Origin of the sequence: Cellulophaga sp. RHA_52 (genome assembly GCF_007827205.1) — a bacterium.
GTDB lineage: Bacteria > Bacteroidota > Bacteroidia > Flavobacteriales > Flavobacteriaceae > Cellulophaga > Cellulophaga lytica.
The window spans coordinates 599817-618602 of sequence record NZ_VIRZ01000001.1; the positions used below are offsets into that span (position 1 = coordinate 599817).

The 18786-nt window shown below is 31.5% G+C and carries 20 protein-coding genes; 11 read left to right on the plus strand and 9 right to left on the minus strand.

Annotation, left to right across the window (positions count from 1 at the left end; all coding sequences use genetic code 11):
• The first annotated feature begins 53 nt into the window (after window positions 1–53).
• From JM80_RS02615 to JM80_RS02630, 4 genes are all read left to right on the plus strand, one after another.
• Window positions 54–1613, plus strand: a complete 1560-nt coding sequence (locus JM80_RS02615) for a DUF748 domain-containing protein (RefSeq protein WP_144709139.1) — start codon at window positions 54–56, stop codon at window positions 1611–1613.
• Between the two features lie 42 nt (window positions 1614–1655).
• Window positions 1656–2057 carry a hypothetical protein gene (locus JM80_RS02620; protein ID WP_013621154.1) on the plus strand — a complete coding sequence of 134 codons (402 nt, stop codon included), beginning with the start codon at window positions 1656–1658 and terminating at the stop codon, window positions 2055–2057.
• Window positions 2058–2061: 4 nt separating this feature from the next.
• Window positions 2062–3162, plus strand: coding sequence for a DUF748 domain-containing protein (locus tag JM80_RS02625; protein WP_144709140.1), 1101 nt, complete (start codon window positions 2062–2064; stop codon window positions 3160–3162).
• A gap of 100 nt (window positions 3163–3262) precedes the next feature.
• The gene (locus JM80_RS02630; protein WP_144709141.1) at window positions 3263–4624 is read left to right on the plus strand and encodes an NAD-dependent succinate-semialdehyde dehydrogenase; all 1362 of its coding nucleotides are present in this window, start codon (window positions 3263–3265) and stop codon (window positions 4622–4624) included.
• 73 nt (window positions 4625–4697) lie between these two features.
• On the opposite strand, the gene JM80_RS02635 is transcribed toward JM80_RS02630, so the two are convergent.
• From JM80_RS02635 to JM80_RS02655, 5 genes are all read right to left on the minus strand, one after another.
• Window positions 4698–5528: a TlpA disulfide reductase family protein gene (locus JM80_RS02635; protein WP_144709142.1), complete on the minus strand. Its 831-nt coding sequence runs from the start codon at window positions 5526–5528 to the stop codon at window positions 4698–4700.
• Window positions 5529–5531: 3 nt separating this feature from the next.
• Window positions 5532–6116, minus strand: a complete 585-nt coding sequence (locus JM80_RS02640; protein WP_186439745.1) for a TonB-dependent receptor plug domain-containing protein — start codon at window positions 6114–6116, stop codon at window positions 5532–5534.
• Window positions 6117–6162: 46 nt separating this feature from the next.
• Window positions 6163–7467: a M56 family metallopeptidase gene (locus JM80_RS02645; protein ID WP_144709144.1), complete on the minus strand. Its 1305-nt coding sequence runs from the start codon at window positions 7465–7467 to the stop codon at window positions 6163–6165.
• Window positions 7467–7826: a BlaI/MecI/CopY family transcriptional regulator gene (locus JM80_RS02650; RefSeq protein ID WP_089118371.1), complete on the minus strand. Its 360-nt coding sequence runs from the start codon at window positions 7824–7826 to the stop codon at window positions 7467–7469. The genes JM80_RS02645 and JM80_RS02650 overlap by 1 nt, the downstream gene beginning before the upstream one ends.
• A gap of 180 nt (window positions 7827–8006) precedes the next feature.
• Entirely contained in the window at window positions 8007–10091 is a 2085-nt protein-coding gene (locus JM80_RS02655; protein ID WP_144709145.1) for a M13 family metallopeptidase, read from the minus strand.
• Between the two features lie 245 nt (window positions 10092–10336).
• On the opposite strand from JM80_RS02655, the gene JM80_RS02660 reads away from it, so the two are divergent.
• The 3 genes from JM80_RS02660 to JM80_RS02670 all read left to right on the plus strand — a co-directional run bounded on the left by JM80_RS02660 (window position 10337) and on the right by JM80_RS02670 (window position 11633).
• Complete coding sequence (locus JM80_RS02660; RefSeq protein WP_186439746.1) at window positions 10337–10780, plus strand: molybdenum cofactor biosynthesis protein MoaE; 444 nt, start codon at window positions 10337–10339, stop codon at window positions 10778–10780.
• A gap of 2 nt (window positions 10781–10782) precedes the next feature.
• On the plus strand, window positions 10783–11211 hold the full coding sequence (gene moaC, locus JM80_RS02665) for a cyclic pyranopterin monophosphate synthase MoaC (protein WP_144709146.1): 429 nt from the start codon (window positions 10783–10785) through the stop codon (window positions 11209–11211).
• A gap of 119 nt (window positions 11212–11330) precedes the next feature.
• Complete coding sequence (locus JM80_RS02670; RefSeq protein ID WP_034646479.1) at window positions 11331–11633, plus strand: hypothetical protein; 303 nt, start codon at window positions 11331–11333, stop codon at window positions 11631–11633.
• A 1-nt stretch (window position 11634) separates the two neighbouring features.
• Here the strand turns inward: JM80_RS02670 and JM80_RS02675 are convergent, their stop codons facing one another.
• The gene (locus tag JM80_RS02675; RefSeq protein ID WP_038505676.1) at window positions 11635–12576 is read right to left on the minus strand and encodes an NAD-dependent epimerase/dehydratase family protein; all 942 of its coding nucleotides are present in this window, start codon (window positions 12574–12576) and stop codon (window positions 11635–11637) included.
• A 152-nt stretch (window positions 12577–12728) separates the two neighbouring features.
• On the opposite strand from JM80_RS02675, the gene JM80_RS02680 reads away from it, so the two are divergent.
• The gene (locus tag JM80_RS02680; RefSeq protein WP_013621142.1) at window positions 12729–13232 is read left to right on the plus strand and encodes a hypothetical protein; all 504 of its coding nucleotides are present in this window, start codon (window positions 12729–12731) and stop codon (window positions 13230–13232) included.
• Entirely contained in the window at window positions 13225–13713 is a 489-nt protein-coding gene (locus tag JM80_RS02685) for a nuclear transport factor 2 family protein (RefSeq protein WP_013621141.1), read from the plus strand. Before JM80_RS02680 ends, JM80_RS02685 begins: the two co-directional genes overlap by 8 nt.
• Before the next feature lie 72 nt (window positions 13714–13785).
• On the opposite strand, the gene JM80_RS02690 is transcribed toward JM80_RS02685, so the two are convergent.
• Both JM80_RS02690 and hflX read right to left on the minus strand, forming a co-directional pair.
• The gene (locus JM80_RS02690) at window positions 13786–14484 is read right to left on the minus strand and encodes a hypothetical protein (RefSeq protein ID WP_144709147.1); all 699 of its coding nucleotides are present in this window, start codon (window positions 14482–14484) and stop codon (window positions 13786–13788) included.
• Between the two features lie 385 nt (window positions 14485–14869).
• Window positions 14870–16081 (minus strand): GTPase HflX, encoded by a 1212-nt coding sequence (gene hflX, locus JM80_RS02695; protein ID WP_144709148.1) that lies wholly within the window; start codon window positions 16079–16081, stop codon window positions 14870–14872.
• A gap of 119 nt (window positions 16082–16200) precedes the next feature.
• Here hflX and JM80_RS02700 point away from each other — a divergent pair, with 119 nt between their 5' ends.
• Window positions 16201–17136, plus strand: a complete 936-nt coding sequence (locus tag JM80_RS02700; protein WP_013621138.1) for an endonuclease — start codon at window positions 16201–16203, stop codon at window positions 17134–17136.
• Between the two features lie 8 nt (window positions 17137–17144).
• Here JM80_RS02700 and JM80_RS02705 read toward each other — a convergent pair whose 3' ends face one another.
• Window positions 17145–17858: a 3'-5' exonuclease gene (locus JM80_RS02705; protein ID WP_144709149.1), complete on the minus strand. Its 714-nt coding sequence runs from the start codon at window positions 17856–17858 to the stop codon at window positions 17145–17147.
• Window positions 17859–17981: 123 nt separating this feature from the next.
• Between JM80_RS02705 and JM80_RS02710 the strand changes: the two genes are divergently transcribed.
• On the plus strand, window positions 17982–18734 hold the full coding sequence (locus JM80_RS02710; protein WP_144709150.1) for a hypothetical protein: 753 nt from the start codon (window positions 17982–17984) through the stop codon (window positions 18732–18734).
• The last annotated feature ends 52 nt before the right edge of the window (window positions 18735–18786 follow it).

The window sequence follows — 18786 nt, forward strand, 5'->3', positions numbered from 1 at the left end:
AATTTTCTTAGGAAATTAGTCTTGGTGAAATTTACGCCAATACTACACAAACTATGACAAAAAAAAAGAGTAACATATTAAAAATTACCATAGCTACAATTGTATTGTGCTTAACTGCTCTTTTAGGTACTTATTTATATGCCAAGCATACAATAACACAACATTTACAGTACAATTTGCCTCCCCACATTAAAGTAAGTTACAATAGCATAAATATTAATATTTTATTAGGTAACATTACTTTAAATAACATTGTTTTTAAAGAGTTAACTAAAGATAGTAGCAAAATAAAAACACTATTAAAGGCACAAAAAATAGCGGTTAAAAACATTGGCTACACCAACCTATTAATACACAAAAAGCTTGGTGCAAATAAACTTACTATATACAACCCAAAATTAACCCACAACACCCAATTAAATACAGTAGAAAAATCTAACAAAACTAAAAAACACGGAATACTAGCCAAGCCTATTACTATTGCAGAATTTAAAACCACAAACGGCACAGTAAATTTTATGACCAATAAAATTGATACCACTGCTGCCGCAAAACGTATTTTTATTAGCTTAAAAGGTGTAACGATAAACACAAATAGCACTTTAAACAAATTACCAATAACGTATAAAAACAGTAGCATATCTGCCCAAAAATTGCGTGCTAATTTAGGCCAGTTTGAAGAGCTTTTGGTTGATGAATTAGATGTTAAAAACGAGTCATTTACCGTTAAAAATCTTTTGCTAAACACCAAATACACTAAAAAAGAATTATCCCAAAAAATAAAAACAGAACGTGACTATGTAAAGCTTAAAGTACCCAGCATACACATAAATAATTGCAACTATAGTTTTGCAGGTAATAAAGTACTCATTGGCATAGCTAACTTTACTATTCATAAACCAAACCTAGAGGTATATAGAGACAAATTAATTGCAGATGATTTTAGCTACAAGCCAATGTATAGTAAAATGCTAAGAGATTTACCCTTTAATTTAGCAATTACTAGGTTAATAATTAATCAGGGAAAAATTGCCTATCAAGAAAAATTAGAACAAAATATAACTCCAGAAAAATTAACTTTTACAAACTTAAATGCAACCATTTCTAATCTACAAAATTATAAAAACATTAAAACGGTTGTACACACAAACTCTTTACTAATGGGTAAAACACCTTTAGAGTTAAATTGGAGTTTTAATACCTTAAAAAAAACAGACTTTTTTAAGGCTTGGGGAAATTTTAAAAATTTAGATATCCCTAGCATAAATCCTTTTTTAAATACCAACCTACGCGTTAAAGCAGAAGGTGATATGCAACGCATGTACTTTACCGTTAGCGGCAACAAACAAACTGCTCTAGGAGATTTAAAAATAAACTATAACAACTTTAAGTTTAAGGTATTAAAAAAAGACAGACTAGGTGTAAATAAGCTATTAACAAAACTAGGAAACTTGTTAATTAAAAAAGACTCTAAGCAAAACCCTACCAACTTTAGGTACGGAGAAATTGAAGTAGAACGCAATACAACAAAATCGTTTTTCAACTATTTATGGATTAATATTAATAACGGACTGCTAGACGCTTTAACCGGAAAAGGCACAAAAAAGGAGTAAAACACCACAAAAAATAAAGTTTAACACACAAAAACAAACAAAATGGGAGTAATTGCAACAGATAATAATAAAGTAACTTTAATATACAATTCAGAAAATAGCATAGGAAAACAAACTATTGGCTATGTAAAATCTGCAGAAAAAGAAGTACTTACCATAGACAATTCTAAAACAAAAATTACTGGCACACAATGGGCAGAAATTGCAGATAAACTAAACATTAATATATGCGATTTAATAGATCAAGACCATCCAAATTTTATAGAAATTTACGGTGAAGACAAAGTAGATATTACTACTGATGATTGTATTAAAGTGCTTCAAAATAGCCCAGAAACACTAGCCTACGCTATTTTAATTAATGCAGATAAGTTTTATGTAATTAAAACACCATCAGATGTAGAAAAGCACATCAAAATTAAATCTAACAACAATAACCAATAACATAATGAGTAAGCGTAAAATATATAAAAAGAAAAGGTATGTAATACCACTAACAATACTAACTATTGTAATAGTGGCACGCCTACTTTTACCTACGCTTGTAAAAAATTATGTAAACAATGTTTTAGCAGAAATACCAGGGTATTATGGTCACGTAGACGATATAGACATTTCTTTAATTCGCGGTGCATACGTAATTAATGGTTTGTATTTAAACAAAAAAGAAGCCAAATCACAAGTTCCTTTTATTGCTGTAGATAAAACAGATATATCTATACAATGGAGAGCTCTTTTAAACGGTGAAATTGTAAGTGAGTTGTATTTAACTAAGCCTAGCATAATTTATGTTTTTGAAGACCATAAAACTACAGACAGTACAGATATAGAAGATTGGTCTAAAGCATTAACAGACATAGTTCCTATAGATATTAACCACTTAACTATTACCAACGGAAAAGCTGCTTTTGTAGAAATTAATACTAGTCCTAGTATAGATTTACATTTAAGAGACATAAATTTACAAGCAAATAACCTTAGAAATGTTGTGCAAAAAAAGCGCAACCTACCTTCTACTATTAATGCCACGGCAGTATCTATAGGAAACGGTAAATTAAAACTAGACGGTAAAATGGATTTGGTAAAGCAGATTCCTGATATAGATGTTTCCTTAGCTTTAGAAAATGCAAATGCAACTGCCTTAAACAATTTTACAAATCACTATAGCGGCATAGATTTTAAAGAAGGTAACTTTAATTTGTATAGTGAAATTGCTATTGCAGATGGTTTTTTAACTGGGTATTTTAAACCTATTTTAAAAGACGCTAAACTTATTAGTAAGGAAGATGGCTTTTTTGAAACCCTATGGGAAGGTTTTGTGGGCTTTTTTAAGTTTATATTAAAAAACCAGAAACAAAATACATTGGCAACTAAAGTTCCTGTAGAAGGAGATTTAACCAATGTAAAAACTAAAATACTACCAACAGTAACCAACATTTTTAAAAATGCTTGGATCTCTGCTTTTAAAGGTAAGGTAGATGATAATGTTGCCTTTAAAGATGCAGAAAAAGGAGCCGATAAGAGTAACGAAAAAAAGAAAAAGAAGTAACTTTATACTAGCAATAATTTAATGCTTTGCAGCAAAGAAGAACTTTTATCTTGCTTAATTTTGATGAACAAGAAATACTAATTTTTTAATTATCACAACTATGAGTAATACAGTAACAACAATAAATCCGTTTAACGGAAAAGATATAAAAACATACAATTTACATACAAAACAAGAAATAGATTCTGTTTTACTAACAGGAGAAAAAACGTTTAAAAGTTGGAAAAAAACCAGCATTAAAGAACGTACTTCTTTATTAAAAAAATTAGCCAAACAATTAGAAAAAAAACGCGAAGATTTGTCTGCTTTGATGACCGCAGAAATGGGAAAACCCATAGCACAAAGTAGAGCGGAAATAGATAAATGCGTTTGGTTATGCGATTTTTATGCTAAAAACGCAGATAACTTTTTAAGTGACGCTATTATAGACACAGAAGCACAAGAAAGTTTTATTAGTTATGATCCTATTGGTGGTGTGTTAGCAGTAATGCCATGGAACTACCCTTTTTGGCAAGTTTTTAGATTTGCTGTTCCTACACTAACTGCTGGTAATGTTGGTGTTTTAAAACACGCTGCAAATGTAACTGGTTGTGCATTAGCAATACAAGAGTTATTTACAGATGCTGGGTATCCACAGGGTTGTTTTCAAACAATAATTGCAGACCATAAAGCAACAGAAACTGTTTTAGAAAGCAGTTTTATACAAGCTGTTAGTGTAACTGGTAGCGAAAAAGCTGGTAAATCTATAGCTAGTATTGCTGGTAAAAACCTAAAAAAATCTGTACTAGAATTGGGTGGTAACAACGCGTGTATTGTGTGGGATAATGCAGATTTAGATACGTACATACCAACTATGGTAAAAGCTAGATTTCAAAACACAGGACAAAGCTGTATTGCTGCTAAGCGTTTTATTGTTGAAGAGGGAATATATGATGAGTTTTTAGATAGGTTTAAAAAAGAAGTTGAATCTTTAAAAGTTGGAAACCCTGAAGAGGATGAAACTTTTATGGCTTCTATGGCTCGCAAAGATTTGGCTGAAGAATTAAAAAAACAAGTTGATGAATCGGTACAAAAAGGGGCAAAAGTAATTTTAGGCAATACGCTTAATGGTGCTAATTATGCACCAACCATACTCACAAATGTTACAGAGGATATGCCTGTTTTTAAGGAAGAAACATTTGGACCAGTAGCTGCAATTACAAAGGTAAATAATAAAGAACACAGTTTAGAGCTTGCAAGCAACTCCAGATTTGGATTAGGAGCTATGTTATTTACAGAGGATATAGATGCAGCCAGACAAGCAATAGACAAAATTGAAGATGGTGCGTTTTTTGTAAACGAAATGGTAAAATCTGACCCAAGATTGCCTTTTGGCGGCACAAAAGCTTCTGGTTACGGCAGAGAATTGTCTAAAGAAGGTATGTTAGAGTTTGTAAACAAAAAGACCGTTTACATTAAATAATATAACTTAAAAAATATAAAAAGCTTCAAGCTAAAGGTTTTACCAATAGTTTGAAGCTTTTTTTAGTAAAATATCAGTCTACAAGTTGCTTAATTTTAGCTGCTAATTTCTGTAGATTATCTTCATTATAGCCCATAGAAATATAAACAACCACTCCATTTTTATCTATTATATAGTTTAGCGGTATTCCTTGCTTTCTATAGCCACTGTAAAACTCATTTTTAGGATCTAAATATACATTAAAGTCTACTCCTCTATCCTTAAGCTTGGTCATTTTTTTAACTACAGTAGAGCGGTTTTCTCCAACAGAGACTGGTATAAACACAAAGTTTTTACCAGTATTTGGTTCCAAAATAACTTCTGGTATTTCATAAAATTCTCGTAAACAAGGTACGCACCAAGTAGCCCAAAAATTTAACAATACTACTTTGCCCTTTAAGTCTTCCCTTTTTAAAACATCTCCATTTATATCTTCTAGGGCAAAAGCAGCAATAGTATCACCAACTTTAATTTTAGAAGCAGATACCGCTTCTTTTTTTGCAACTTTTACTTCTTTACGTTTAGACTTACTCTTAACTAGCTGTTTCTTTTTATTGGCTAATATTTCTTCATCAGAAAAGGTTTCTATTTTCATTACAAAGTTGTTATCCAATCGTTCTTTAAAACGTTTTACAATGGCTTTTTTCTCTTTTTTAGAAACACCATTATGCATTGCTTTTATCTTATTTTCTTTTTGCAAAACCAAAAGGTATTCTTCTGTTACTTCTTTGCCTTCAACAATAAAAATCATTTTTGGCTTGGCTATTTTTTTATCTTGTGCAATGGTATTAAATGTACTTCCAAGACATAAAAAAAGTACAGAAACACAAGTGTATTTCTGTACTATATTACATATTTTCTTCATTTTTTACTTTAAAGTTATTTCAATAACACCATCTCTACCTCTAGAACCGTATTTAGCTGTTGCACTTTCATTTTTCAAAACATTTATAGCCTCTATATCTTCAGGATCAATCATACCAACATCAAAAGGTTTAGGAACTTCTTGTCCGTTTACAACAAAAAGTATGTTATCCTTTGCTACATTATTTTTTATTCTAAAACCAATTTTCTCTATGATTTTTGATTTTTCTGAAGTTTTTACATAAAAATAAAAAGGATCAATGGCAATTTTATCAACCTCAGTGTATGTTTCCGTTTTATTATCTTTTGTTTTATAAACTGCAGATATACTTGTTAAATTACCCTTAGCATCTCGCTTTATTCTAGTAAAAGACAAATCTACTTTTTCTTTTTTTGCGTCAGCAATATAGCTAGCTAAATCATTTTCTGTTGTTTTAAAGTTTATATCTATTTTTAAAAATTTAAAATTTTCATTACCCTCTTTTTTAGAAAATGTAAAGCTATTAGATTGCGCATTTATACTTAAGCTTAACAGGCAAAATACTGCTGTTAAAATAGATGTAGTCATCACAATTTTTACTGATTTCATTTTTTGTAACATAACTGTTCGTTTTTAATTGATTAAAGATTGATTTTTATTTTTTTGTTGTAATTTCTACCACACCATTTTCTCCTTTTTTACCAAACCTATCTATAGCAGATTGATTCTTAAAGATATTTATATGCTCAATATTTTCAGGAATTAACAGATTCATATCAAAAGAACTTGGCATTACCTCGCCATTTATAATTATTAAAGGTTTTTTACTTCTTAAATAAGAATTTTCAGGTGTTTTGACTTCACGTATTGGCGTAGTCATAGAAACAGGAGTAATAGTAGCTTGCGCATTATCTTCTATTTGAAAATTAAATGTGTTAGACACTTTTGCCTGCTTTTCTTTTGATTGCGCATGAGCAGCTTTAGCTTGTTTTTTAGCTTTATTTTCTAAAGTTTTAACAGAGTCTTTTACACTTATAGTTTTACTATTTTCAACAACTGTTATTTTAGGAGTCTCACTAACTAAGTCATTAGAAACAGATTTAGATTGGGCAATAGTTTTTGTATTAAATGCTACAACAGCACAAAACAACATTGGTATTACCAACCCCATTTTTAGTATGCTTTCTTTTCTGGACTTGCTTTTGTTGAGCATTACAATACGTTTTTTAACTAGTGAATTAAAAAATGTATTGGTTACTGATAAAGATGGCATACTATGTACAGACTGTTGCAATAACAAATACTGGTATTCTTTTTTATTTTGATGAGATACAATTGCATCATCTACAAGGTACTCTAAGTTTACAGAAACCATTTTTTTGTACCACCATGCAAACGGATTTGCCCATTGCAATACACATAACAAATGTGTAAGTAACATATCTAGAGAGTGTTTTTGCTTAGCGTGTAACTCTTCGTGCTTAATAATTGTTTTAAGCTCATTTGCTGTGTGTAAACTTGGATTGTAAACTATGTAATTAAAAAATGAAAACGCACTGGTATCCACAGTAACCTCAATCATTTTATATTTACCTACTCTTGTGCTTGTTCCTTTATTAATTAAACTAAATAAAGATGCTAGTTGCACTAAAAATCTACCTAAGAAAAATATACAACCCATAGCGTAAACAGTCAAAATTACCAACCACCAATTTATATTTTCTATTGACGACTGATTGACAACCGTATTGGTTAATTTATTAAAATCTACAACAGGAGTATTTACAAAAACTACCTTGGTTATAATTAAAAAAGGAAATGCCATTGCTACAAATATACCCGCTAGCAAAAACCATCTTTTAGCTTTAAAAAATGTTTCGTTACGTAAAAACACCTGAAAACAAATAAAAAATAAGGCTATAACCAAACTACTTTTAGCAATAAAAATTAAATATTCCATTATTTATTGTTTTCTATATGGTTAATAATCTCTTTTAGTTCATCTACGCTAATTTTATCTTCATTAACAAAATTAGACACCAAACTCTTGTATGAGTTGCTGTAAAAGTCTGTAATTGCCCTACTCATAAATCCTTTTCTGTACACTTCTTTCTCTACTATTGGGTAGTATTGATGAGTGTTGCCATATGCAGTATGACCAACATATCCTTTTTCCTCCAAATTCCTAATCATAGTAGATAGCGTATTGTAATGTGGCTTATCTTCTTTAAATTCTGCCAAAACATCTTTAACAAAAGCTTTTTCTAGCTTCCACAAAATTTTAAGTACTTCTTCCTCTTTGTTTGTTAACTTTTTCATATTGTATGTATTACAACTCGAATTTATCAGAAATCAAACTTAAACCTATTTTTTTAGTTACGCAACTATTTTTATAGTTAATAAACTAAATAAGTAGTTATGAATCAATAAAAACAAGTAAAGGCTACTCTTTTAGGAGTAGCCTTTACTTTATAAAATTGTGTGATTGTTAGTTTAAAACTACCAAATTCGCACTCTTTTTTCTGGAGCAACATACATAGGATCTCCTTCTTTAATATCAAATGCTTCATAAAAGGCATCAATATTTAATAAAGGTTGTACCGCTCTAATCATTCCTGGAGAATGCGGATCTGTTTTTACTTGGTTACGTAAAGCCTCATCTCTAGATTTAGTTCTCCAAACAGTAGCCCAAGACATAAAGAAACGTTGTTCTGCTGTAAAGCCATCTATATCTTCTGGTCTTCCGTTTTCTTCAAATAATAGTTGTAAACCATCATAAGCACCTAAAACACCACCTAAATCACCAATATTTTCACCTAAAGTAAATTTACCGTTTACATAAACGCTATCTAACACCTCTAAGTTACTGTACTGTGCAGCTAAAGCATCACCTCTTTCTGTAAAAGCAGCTAAATCTTCATCTGTCCACCAGTTTTTAAGGTTACCATCTGCATCAAAACGAGCACCACTATCATCAAAAGCATGAGATATTTCATGACCAATTACAGCACCAATACCACCATAGTTAACAGCATCATCTGCAGTATAGTTATAAAAAGGAGGTTGTAAAATTGCAGCAGGAAAAACAATCTCGTTGTTCATTGGGTTAAAATATGCATTAACAGTTTGCGGAGACATTCCCCACTCACTCTTATCTACTGGCTCTCCAATTTCTGCAAAGTTTTTATCTCTACCCCATTTAGCTACAGCTGTCATATTCTCAAAATAAGATTTATCTGCAGCTACTTCCATAGCAGAATAATCTTCCCATTTGTCTGGGTATGCAATTTTTACAGTGAATTTGTCTAATTTTTCAATTGCTTTAACCTTAGTATCCTCGCTCATCCAATCTAATTTCTTAATTCGGTTTTTATAAGCGGTAATTACATTAGCAATCATTTTCTCTGCCTTAACTTTTGCTTCTGGCGGAAATTTAGCATCAACATATAATTTACCTAAAGCCTCACCCACTGTACCGTTTACAGTTGCTAAAGCACGCTCATCTGCTGGGCGTTGTTTTTTAGCGCCTCTTAAATACTTGCTGTAAAACTCCCAACTAGCAGTTTCTGTAGCTGTAGTTAACCTACCTGCAGCACCGTTAAAAGTGTCCCATTTTACAAGAGTTTTTAAATCTTCAATAGGTGTGTTTTTTAATAATTTATCTAATGCAGCTGTGTACTTTAGTTGTGTTACCAAAATAGTATCAAACTCTTTTTTCATTCCTAAATCTGCAATCATTTTTTTAACATCTAAAGAAGATAGCATTGCATCTGTTTCTGCAACAGTTTTAGGGTTGTTAAAGTTTCTTGCATCACGACTCTCTACTTTGTCTAAACGAGGTTCTGCCAATTTAGTTTCTAAAGCTAAAATAGTTACAGCCGCTTGGTCTGCATCTTCTTTAGAATCTCCTAACATTTGTAACATTTTAGAAACGTACTTTTTATACTGTTCTCTAATTTCTTTAGACTTACTATCTTGTTCTAAATAGTAGTCACGGTCTGGTAAACCAAGGCCAGCACCACCCATATAAACAGCATTCATTGCAGAGTTATTTAAATCTGCACGTACACTAAACCCAATAAACGGAGAAGAAACCGCTGGATTTTTTGCTAGAACTGTTTGTAAATCTGATAAGTTTTTAACTTCCTCTATTGCTTTTAAAGCAGGCTTTATTGGGTCTATACCAGCCTTATTTCTTGCTGTAGTATCTAATTTTGTTTCAAAAATAGCTAAAGCTTTAGCTTGGTCTGTGTCTGCACCGTACTTGCCACTTTCTTTAGCATCTTTAATAATTTCTAAAACATCTGCATCTGTAGACTTACGAAGTACAGAAAAACCTCCCCAACTAGATCTATCGTCCGGAATTTCTGTATTCTTCATCCAACTACCATTAACATAGTTGTAAAAATCTTGCTTAGGATCCACATTGGTATCCATATTCTCCAGTACAATACCAGGAATTTTTACTACTTCTTTAGTTTCTGTTTCTGTTGCTGCTGTTTCTTTTTTACCATCTTTACAAGAGGTAACCGTCAAAGCACCAACCAAACCTACCATAAGTAGTGATTTGTTAGTAATTTTCATTGTTCTGTTTTTAAGAGTTAATTAGTCCTTAGATTCTAAACAAGTTAGCATCTACACAAAAATAACAAAAAGATAAAATAAAGCGCTATATAGTATGTTAATTACATTTTTAATACTTACTTATTGTATTTAAATAAAAGATTATCAATGATTTTTGCAACTACTCTATATTATACAAGCAACAATTATCATTAAAAAACAGTATTTTTACTTTTTACAAAACAAACAGTTTTTACATTAGATTTATGAAGAATGATAAAATAAAAAATGTGTTTAAAGAAGGTGCAATATCTAGTGCCTTTATTGGTGACGCTATTGCAAAACACCAAAGCAAAACCCAAATTGGTGCGCACAATATATTTTTAGGTCAGGTTAGAGCAGATAAAATAGATGATAAAATTGTAACAGCTATTGATTATACCGCGTATGAAGAAATGGCTAATCTTAAATTTCATGAAATAAAAGAAAATACCTTTTCTAAATTTAACATTACTTGTATGCACATTTACCATAGTAAAGGCATTGTAAATGTTGGTGAAATATGTTTGTTTGTTTTTGTTTCTGCTCCACACAGGCAGGTTGTTTTTGATGCGCTTAATTATGTTGTAGAAGAAATTAAAGCAGAAGTGCCTGTATTTGGCAAAGAAATTTTTGAAGACAGTTCTTACCAATGGAAAGTAAATAAATAATAATGGTAGATATTACACACAAAGCTATTACGCTTAGAACAGCTGTTGCACAAGCTGTAGTTAAAGTAAGTTCACAAGCAACTATAGATGCTATTAATACTAAAACTGTACCTAAAGGAGATGTTTTTGCTATGAGCAAAGCTGCTGGCTTACTTGGTGTAAAAAAAACACCAGAATTATTGCCAGATTGCCACCCTTTACCAATTGAGTATACAGATATTAGCTACCAAATTAATAATCTAGAAATTACAGTGTTAATTACGGTAAAAACAAACTACAAAACTGGCGTAGAGGTAGAAGCCATGCACGGCGCAAGTGTTGTGGCGTTAAATATGTACGATATGCTAAAACCTATAGACAAAGGCATAGAAATACACCATATAAGGCTTTTAAAGAAAACAGGTGGTAAGTCTGACATTACCAACACGTAAAATAATACTTACTACAATTTACATGCAATTAACTTTATTGGTTTTGCATTTTTAAGATAATAAACTAATTTTAGTAACTCGCATACTGCGTGTATTACAATTCTCTAAATATATTAGTTATGAATAATCTTAAACGGGTAATTGTAGATTTTAAAAAGCTAACTCCCGAAGTCTTAAAATTATTGGTAGAGCGTTATCCGGCAGGATATGGCGATAATGATATTATTGTTTTTAAAAACGCCAAAAATGAAACCATAGAAGCTGTAGAAGTATTAACTAACAACACTAAATACCTTGTGAAAATTAGTGCCAAGCTAGAGCATACTATGGAAAATTATGACGAGGATGACTATGAGGACTTTAGTAATGATGACCCCACAGCCATCCCAGACATAAATTTAAACTCTAGTAATGATGAGTAATTTAGTTCGCTAAATTCTTTAACATTGTTTCTGTGGTTTTTTCTAAGTCAAATTCTGCTTTCCAACCCCAATCTTTTTCTGCTGTAGAAGCATCAATACTTTGTGGCCATGAATCTGCTATTTCTTGTCTAAAATCTACATTATAATCAATTTTAAACTCTGGTATTTGTTTTTGTATGCTTGCAGCAATTTCTGTTGGCGTAAAACTCATTGCTGCTAAGTTGTATGATGAGCGTTCTTTTATGTTTTCTGCTTCAGTTTCCATAATAGAAACAGTAGCTCTAATAGCATCATCCATAAACATCATTGGCAGTTTTGTGTCTTCAGATAAAAAACACGTGTATTCTTTATTCTCTAACGCTTTATGATAAATTTCCACTGCATAATCTGTAGTTCCGCCACCTGGCTGTGTTTTCCAACTAATTAACCCTGGGTAACGCAAACTACGTACATCTACACCATATTTACTATGGTAATAACTACACCAACGCTCACCAGATTGTTTACTAATACCATAAACTGTACTTGGTTCCATTATAGTATTTTGTGGTGTATTTTCTTTTGGCGTATTAGGTCCAAAAACTGCAATACTAGATGGCCAAAATATTTTATTAATTTTTTTGTCTTTTGCTAAGTTTAAAACATTAAAAAGAGATCCCATATTTAAATCCCATGCACGCATAGGAAACTTTTCTGCAGTAGCACTTAACATAGCAGCCATAAGGTATACCTCTTCTATTTCATAATGCATCACAACATTTTCTATAGCCTTATAATCGGTAGCATCTAAAAGCTCAAAAGGTCCGCTAGACATAAGATCCTCACCACCCTCTCTAATATCACTAGCAACTACATTATCGTTACCATGTTTTTCTCTTAAAGCTAAAGTAAGCTCTGTACCTATTTGCCCACAGGCACCTATAATTAAGATAGATTTTTGCACAATAATTGGTGTTCTAAAGTTAGGCTACAAAGATATATTTATTAAATTAACTTTAGTGGTAATTACATATTTACTACTTATTTAACTAAATTTATAAATGAATTGAAAGTGAACAAACTTCTTATCTTATTCTTTTTTTATACTTTCGTCTTATGAAGAGATTTTTCCTTTTTTTTATATTGATTTTTAGCGTTATTTCTTGCAAAAATACCAAGAAAGAAACCGTAAAAGAAGCGCAAGTTTTAGATGAAATTACTTTTAATGCTAAAAAGCTACCAAAAAAAATAAAGCTAGACCCCAAAGTAATTCCTGTTTTAGAAAATTGGCAAGAGTATAAAGATTTTAATACTGCCATAGATGGTATGTACAAGGCAGAAAATGATGAAGACTTACGTTTAACTTTAGACCAAATTATTGAAGCTCAAAAAAAGTTAGAAAAATCTGCTTATCCTGAAGAGTTTAACAAACCTCATATTAAAAGTAGGCAAACTGTTGTTAAAACCTACACCTTAAAAACTAAGGCAGCAATAGAGTATAGTTTAGATGTTTTAGAACCAGCCTCTGAGCTAATTGTTGCTTACAACAACTTTAGAAACCAGTTTAACATTATTGCTAACAATACTTTAGACACTAATTTAATTTTAGAAAATGAATAAAAAGCTATTATTACTTATTATGCTAGTTGCAAGTTTACAAGTAACTGCTCAAAAAACTGAAATTAATACGGTTGTAGATGCTTGGCATAAGGCTGCCGCCGATGCTAATTTTGATACTTACTTTGGCTTAATGACAAAAGATGGTGTTTTTATAGGTACAGATGCAACAGAAAACTGGCAAAATAAAGATTTTAGAGCTTTTGCTAAACCTTATTTTGACAAAGGAAAGGCGTGGAGTTTTACGGCTCTAGAACGCAATATATACCTAGATAAATCTAAAAAAATTGCTTGGTTTGATGAGTTGCTAGATACCCAAATGGAGATTTGCCGTGGTTCTGGTGTTCTTAAAAAAGTAAAAGGAAAATGGAAAATAGCTCACTATGTTTTATCTATTGCCATACCAAATGATAATGTTAGTAAGGTGGTTGAACTTAAAAAAGATAAAGACCTTGAGCTAAAAAAGCAATTAAAACAAAAATAAAAGCTAAAAAATATAAGACAATAAAAAAAGGAGTGCTGTTAGCACTCCTTTTTTTATTCTATAATGGTACTATTATTTTTTAGGTGCCTCTACATCTGCCTTTCTTGCCTCAATAGCTTGCTTGCTTAAGCTAGCCAAGTTAAAGTTAGGCGCAATTGTTAATGCTTCATTAATTAATGCCAAAGCAACATCTGGTTTAGACTGGTCATTGTTATACTCAATTAATGCTTTTAAATGTAAAAAAGCTGCTTTAATAGGTACCTCATAAGGTTGTTGTCTTTCATAAAAAGCATATTTCATATCATCTTTAGCGTTAGCCAAACCATACTCAATATTAACTAGAGCACCTGCCTTGTCTCCTGTTTGTATTTTTAAATCTGCCAACTCATACGCTAAAAAAGTATTAGGTGTTCTTTTGTTTAAAATTTCAAACTGGGCTATAGCTCTTTTTACATCTCCTAAAGCTTTTAAAGCTAAAGCTCTTACTTGTACAGCAAGGTTAGAGTCACTGTCTTTTGTATCTACACCAATTACACGCAATGCTTGCATATTTTGGTTACTGTTTACATATAAAAATGCCAAAGTATCTTTACGTGCCTCACTAGGCTCCAAAACATTTAGGTGTGTAATGGCATTAATAATACCTTGTGTATCTCCTTGAGACTTCATTTGCTTGTAAAACGCTTTATAATGCGTTAATAAGTCGCTCTTAGTTTGTGCGCCCATACTTACCGTAAAAAGCAACACAACTGCAATAATTATCTGTTTCATTCTCATATTTTTAGTGAGTCAAAACTATAAAAATTATTCAAGTAAACACTAAAAAAACATACAAGGAAGGTTATAATACTAAAAAAGCCCTCTAAAGAGGGCTTATAGGTTAAATTTGATAATAAGATTTGGGATCTTTTTATATCATTTTTATGAAAAGGCCAGATTTGGGAAAAAAGGCGTTTTAATATCGTTTGTGCAATTTTAAAATTTAGATTTTTACAACCCTTATTTCTTAATTACAGTGTAAAGATATGGCGAACCTTAAAAGTCTGGCAATTTATGTTGTGAACATGCTCTATTCTGTTGTATAAAAAATAAGCGGTTCATTTTCTCCGATAAAGTGCGCTTTTCTAGATAAATAGTAATTTATTTACGCTAACATTTAATATTCATCTAAATGCTCTGGGTATAAAAAGTTGTTGTAAGGAAAACGCGTTACGTGTATGTCTCTAACCTCATCATAAACCCTTTTTCTAAACGTATCTAAATTTTCATTATTTAATGCAGATATAAACAAAGCCCTATCGCCTACTTTCTGCATCCACGTTTTTTTCCACTCTTCTAATGTAAAATGTATTTTGGTTTTTTCGGTTACCAAATCATCATCATCTATAGTCTCATGTGTAAACTGATCTATTTTATTAAAAACAATAATAGTTTTTTTGTCATCAGCCTTAATTTCTTCTAAAATTTTATGTACAGATGCAATGTGGTCCTCAAAATTAGGGTGTGATATGTCTACAATATGCAATAACAAATCTGCCTCCCTAACCTCATCTAAGGTACTTTTAAAACTTTCTACAAGTTGTGTTGGTAATTTTCTAATAAAACCTACAGTATCACTTAATAAAAATGGCAAGTTCCCCAATACAACTTTACGTACAGTAGTATCTAATGTTGCAAATAGTTTATCTTCAGCAAAAACATCACTTTTACTTACCACATTCATTAATGTAGATTTACCTACGTTTGTGTAGCCAACCAAAGCAACTCTAACTAAAGCTCCACGGTTACCACGTTGGGTTTCCATTTGCCTATCAATTTTAGACAGTTTCTTTTTAAGTAACGTAATACGGTCACGTACAATACGCCTATCTGTTTCTATTTCTGTTTCACCAGGACCGCGCATACCAATACCACCTTTTTGACGCTCTAAGTGTGTCCATAAACCTGTTAATCTTGGTAAAAGGTATTCATACTGTGCCAGTTCTACCTGTGTTCTAGAATAGCTTGTTTGCGCACGTTGGGCAAAAATATCTAAGATAAGGGTTGTTCTATCTACTATTTTACATTTTAAATGGCGCTCTATATTACGCTGCTGGCCAGGTGTTAGCTCATCATCAAAAATAACAGAACCAATTTTATGTTCTTCTACATACTGTGCAACCTCATCCATTTTACCACTACCTATATATGTTTTAGGATTGGGCTTATCTATTTTTTGTACAAAACGCTTGTAAACTTCTCCTCCGGCAGTGTAGGTTAAAAACTCTAGTTCATCTAAATATTCTTTTACCTTTTGCTCTGTTTGTGTGCTACTTATAACTCCTATAAGTACCGATCTTTCATATTCTACGACTTTCTTCTCTAGCATATGTTTAATTTATAATGCAAATCTAATCAATACTTGCTAAGCTATTTTTGTATTTTAGCATCTAATATTAAAAAGTAAACACTTTTTTTACTACTTTAAAATAAAAAAATAAGATTAATTTGGTGACAATTGCCTTTTACAATTTAGAAAATCTGTTTGATACTATTGATGACCCCACAACTTTAGATGATGATTTTACTCCTAAAGGTGAAAAAAGATGGACAAATAATAGGTACAAGAAAAAGGTTTTTAAACTCACAAAAACCATATCGGAAATAGGAACACATAACACAAAAGAACCTCCTGTACTTATTGGTATTGCAGAAGTGGAAAATGAAAATGTTGTTAAAGACCTTGTTACTAATAGTAATTTAGAACGTATAAATTATGATTACGTGCATTATGATTCTCCTGATGAGCGTGGCATAGATACCGGATTAATTTACAATAAAGATTATTTTACGGTTTTACATTCTGAGCCTATACACGTACATATTATAAACACTAATGGCGATGTAGATAATACAAGAGATATACTTTATGTACACGGTAAATTAAATGGTGAAGAAGTACACGTTTTTGTAAACCATTGGCCATCTAAAAGAGAAGGCAAAATTACTACAGATTATAAGAGAATTGAAGCTGCAAAAGTGCTTATTAACTTTATGGCTAAAATTGAAGAAAAAAATCCAAACCCTAATTACATAGTTATGGGTGATTTTAATGATAGTCCAAAATCTGATAGCATACAAACATTAATGGATACAAATAAGTTTTATAACCCTAGTGAGCATTTACTAACTTTTGAGAAAGGGAGTGCCAGCTACAAGAGAAAATGGAGCTTATTTGATCAGATTATTATATCTCATAGTTTTTTAAATTATGAAAAAGGAACGCATAGTTTTTTAGAAGCTAATATTTTTGATGAGCATTTTTTAACCGAGTTTGACGGCAAGTTTAAAGGCACACCATTTAGAACATATGTTGGCCGTAAATACGTTGGTGGTTACAGTGATCATTTTCCTGTTTTTATACAGCTTAAGTACAATGAGTAACTAGTGGTTTACACTCGTTTAATTTCATCATCTACCAATAAGTCCTCATTGCGTAGCCTAAGAAAAACTTGGGCTATTGCAATAACATCCAATTCGCAATACTTTACAATACGGTCTATATTATTATCTATATAAAAAACATCCCTAACCATACTACCATCAATATCCTCTTTAGGTGATGGTACACCAAGCACATTGGTCATTAGCTTTAATGAAGTGTAATGCTTAAAGTCTCCAAATTTCCAAAGTTCCATAGTATCTATATGCGGCACCTCCCAAGGTTTTTTACCAAATAAATTAAGTTTTGGTGGTAAATCTATACGGTTAATAACCATACGCCGCGCAATGTAAGGAAAATCAAACTCTTTACCATTATGTGCGCACAAAACGTATTTAGGTGATGCAAAATGCGTGGTTAACAGGTTTTTAAATTCTTTTAGTAGAATATCTTCTTCTCCAAAAAAAGTAGTCACTCTAAAATTACGTACATCTCCTTTTGTGTTAAAATACCCTACAGATATACATACTATTTTACCAAATTCTGCCCAAATACCTGCCCTATCATAAAATTCTTCAGGCGTAAAGTCGTCTTGCCTTTTATAGGCTGTTTTTTGTGCCCATAGTTCTTTTTTTTCATCTGTCATTTGGTTATAATCCTCATTCTCAGGCACTGTTTCAATATCTAAAAAAAGTACATGTTCCAGATTAATTTTATGAAGCATAGTTATGGTTTAGTGTTAAAAGAAAACTGAATATAAGTATAAATAACCGTTTATCGAAATATACTATTCTTAGTCAATAAAATCTTACAAATACAGTTAATTAAAAAAACAACTTACATACTTATGAAATTAAAATTATTACCATTAGCCTTAATTGCTGCAACATTTTTTTCTTGTTCTAGTAGTGATGATAGTGATGACACCAATAATGTAGATGATACAGAAAGTTCTGAAGAACAAAACACTAACTGTAGTGAAATTGAGAATTATGTTTTTATTGAAAAAGATGGTCTTATTAGCGTGGAGTTTGAAAACGCTGTGTTTACAGATAACTGGACTCAAAAAAATGACGGGAACAACGTATCTGGAAAAGGATATATGGTTTGGGAAGGAAATCAATACTTAGGAAAACCTGGAGAAGGTTTGGCTACGTATAGCATTAAAATTACCAATCCGGGTACATACCGTTTTATGTGGAAATCTGCCGTAAAAAAAGGAGATAGCGGATCTGACCATAATGATACTTGGTTACGTTTTGCAGATGCAGATGATTTTTTTGGCAAAAAAGAAGGTAGCACAGTATACCCAAATGACACAGGTAAAACTCCAAACCCTGAAGGATCTTCTAAAGACGGTTGGTTTAAAGTATACCGAAGTGGTAACGATTTAGATTTTAAATGGCAAGCAAGTACCTCTGACAATGATAGTCATCCTATTTTTGTGACCTTTAACAACGCTGGTACATACACTATGGAGGTATCTGCAAGATCTTCTGGGCACGCTATAGATAAATTTGTTTTATTTGAAGAGAGTATAAAACAATCTGACGCCACAGCAGATGATGTAAAATCTAGTGAAATTACGTGTAAAAACTAAATACTTATTATAGTAGGTAAAGGAGTCAATTTTTATAAGTTGACTCTTTTTT

Bases quoted from the DNA above. Each gene is read 5' to 3' on its own strand.
- JM80_RS02615 (WP_144709139.1), top strand. From the start codon at position 54: ATGACAAAAAAAAAGAGTAACATATTAAAAATTACCATAGCTACAATT.
- JM80_RS02620 (WP_013621154.1), top strand. From the start codon at position 1,656: ATGGGAGTAATTGCAACAGATAATAATAAAGTAACTTTAATATACAAT.
- JM80_RS02625 (WP_144709140.1), top strand. From the start codon at position 2,062: ATGAGTAAGCGTAAAATATATAAAAAGAAAAGGTATGTAATACCACTA.
- JM80_RS02630 (WP_144709141.1), top strand. From the start codon at position 3,263: ATGAGTAATACAGTAACAACAATAAATCCGTTTAACGGAAAAGATATA.
- JM80_RS02635 (WP_144709142.1), bottom strand. From the start codon at position 5,528: ATGAAGAAAATATGTAATATAGTACAGAAATACACTTGTGTTTCTGTA.
- JM80_RS02640 (WP_186439745.1), bottom strand. From the start codon at position 6,116: ATGAAATCAGTAAAAATTGTGATGACTACATCTATTTTAACAGCAGTA.
- JM80_RS02645 (WP_144709144.1), bottom strand. From the start codon at position 7,467: ATGGAATATTTAATTTTTATTGCTAAAAGTAGTTTGGTTATAGCCTTA.
- JM80_RS02650 (WP_089118371.1), bottom strand. From the start codon at position 7,826: ATGAAAAAGTTAACAAACAAAGAGGAAGAAGTACTTAAAATTTTGTGG.
- JM80_RS02655 (WP_144709145.1), bottom strand. From the start codon at position 10,091: ATGAAAATTACTAACAAATCACTACTTATGGTAGGTTTGGTTGGTGCT.
- JM80_RS02660 (WP_186439746.1), top strand. From the start codon at position 10,337: ATGAAGAATGATAAAATAAAAAATGTGTTTAAAGAAGGTGCAATATCT.
- moaC (WP_144709146.1), top strand. From the start codon at position 10,783: ATGGTAGATATTACACACAAAGCTATTACGCTTAGAACAGCTGTTGCA.
- JM80_RS02670 (WP_034646479.1), top strand. From the start codon at position 11,331: ATGAATAATCTTAAACGGGTAATTGTAGATTTTAAAAAGCTAACTCCC.
- JM80_RS02680 (WP_013621142.1), top strand. From the start codon at position 12,729: ATGAAGAGATTTTTCCTTTTTTTTATATTGATTTTTAGCGTTATTTCT.
- JM80_RS02685 (WP_013621141.1), top strand. From the start codon at position 13,225: ATGAATAAAAAGCTATTATTACTTATTATGCTAGTTGCAAGTTTACAA.
- JM80_RS02690 (WP_144709147.1), bottom strand. From the start codon at position 14,484: ATGAAACAGATAATTATTGCAGTTGTGTTGCTTTTTACGGTAAGTATG.
- hflX (WP_144709148.1), bottom strand. From the start codon at position 16,081: ATGCTAGAGAAGAAAGTCGTAGAATATGAAAGATCGGTACTTATAGGA.
- JM80_RS02705 (WP_144709149.1), bottom strand. From the start codon at position 17,858: ATGCTTCATAAAATTAATCTGGAACATGTACTTTTTTTAGATATTGAA.
- JM80_RS02710 (WP_144709150.1), top strand. From the start codon at position 17,982: ATGAAATTAAAATTATTACCATTAGCCTTAATTGCTGCAACATTTTTT.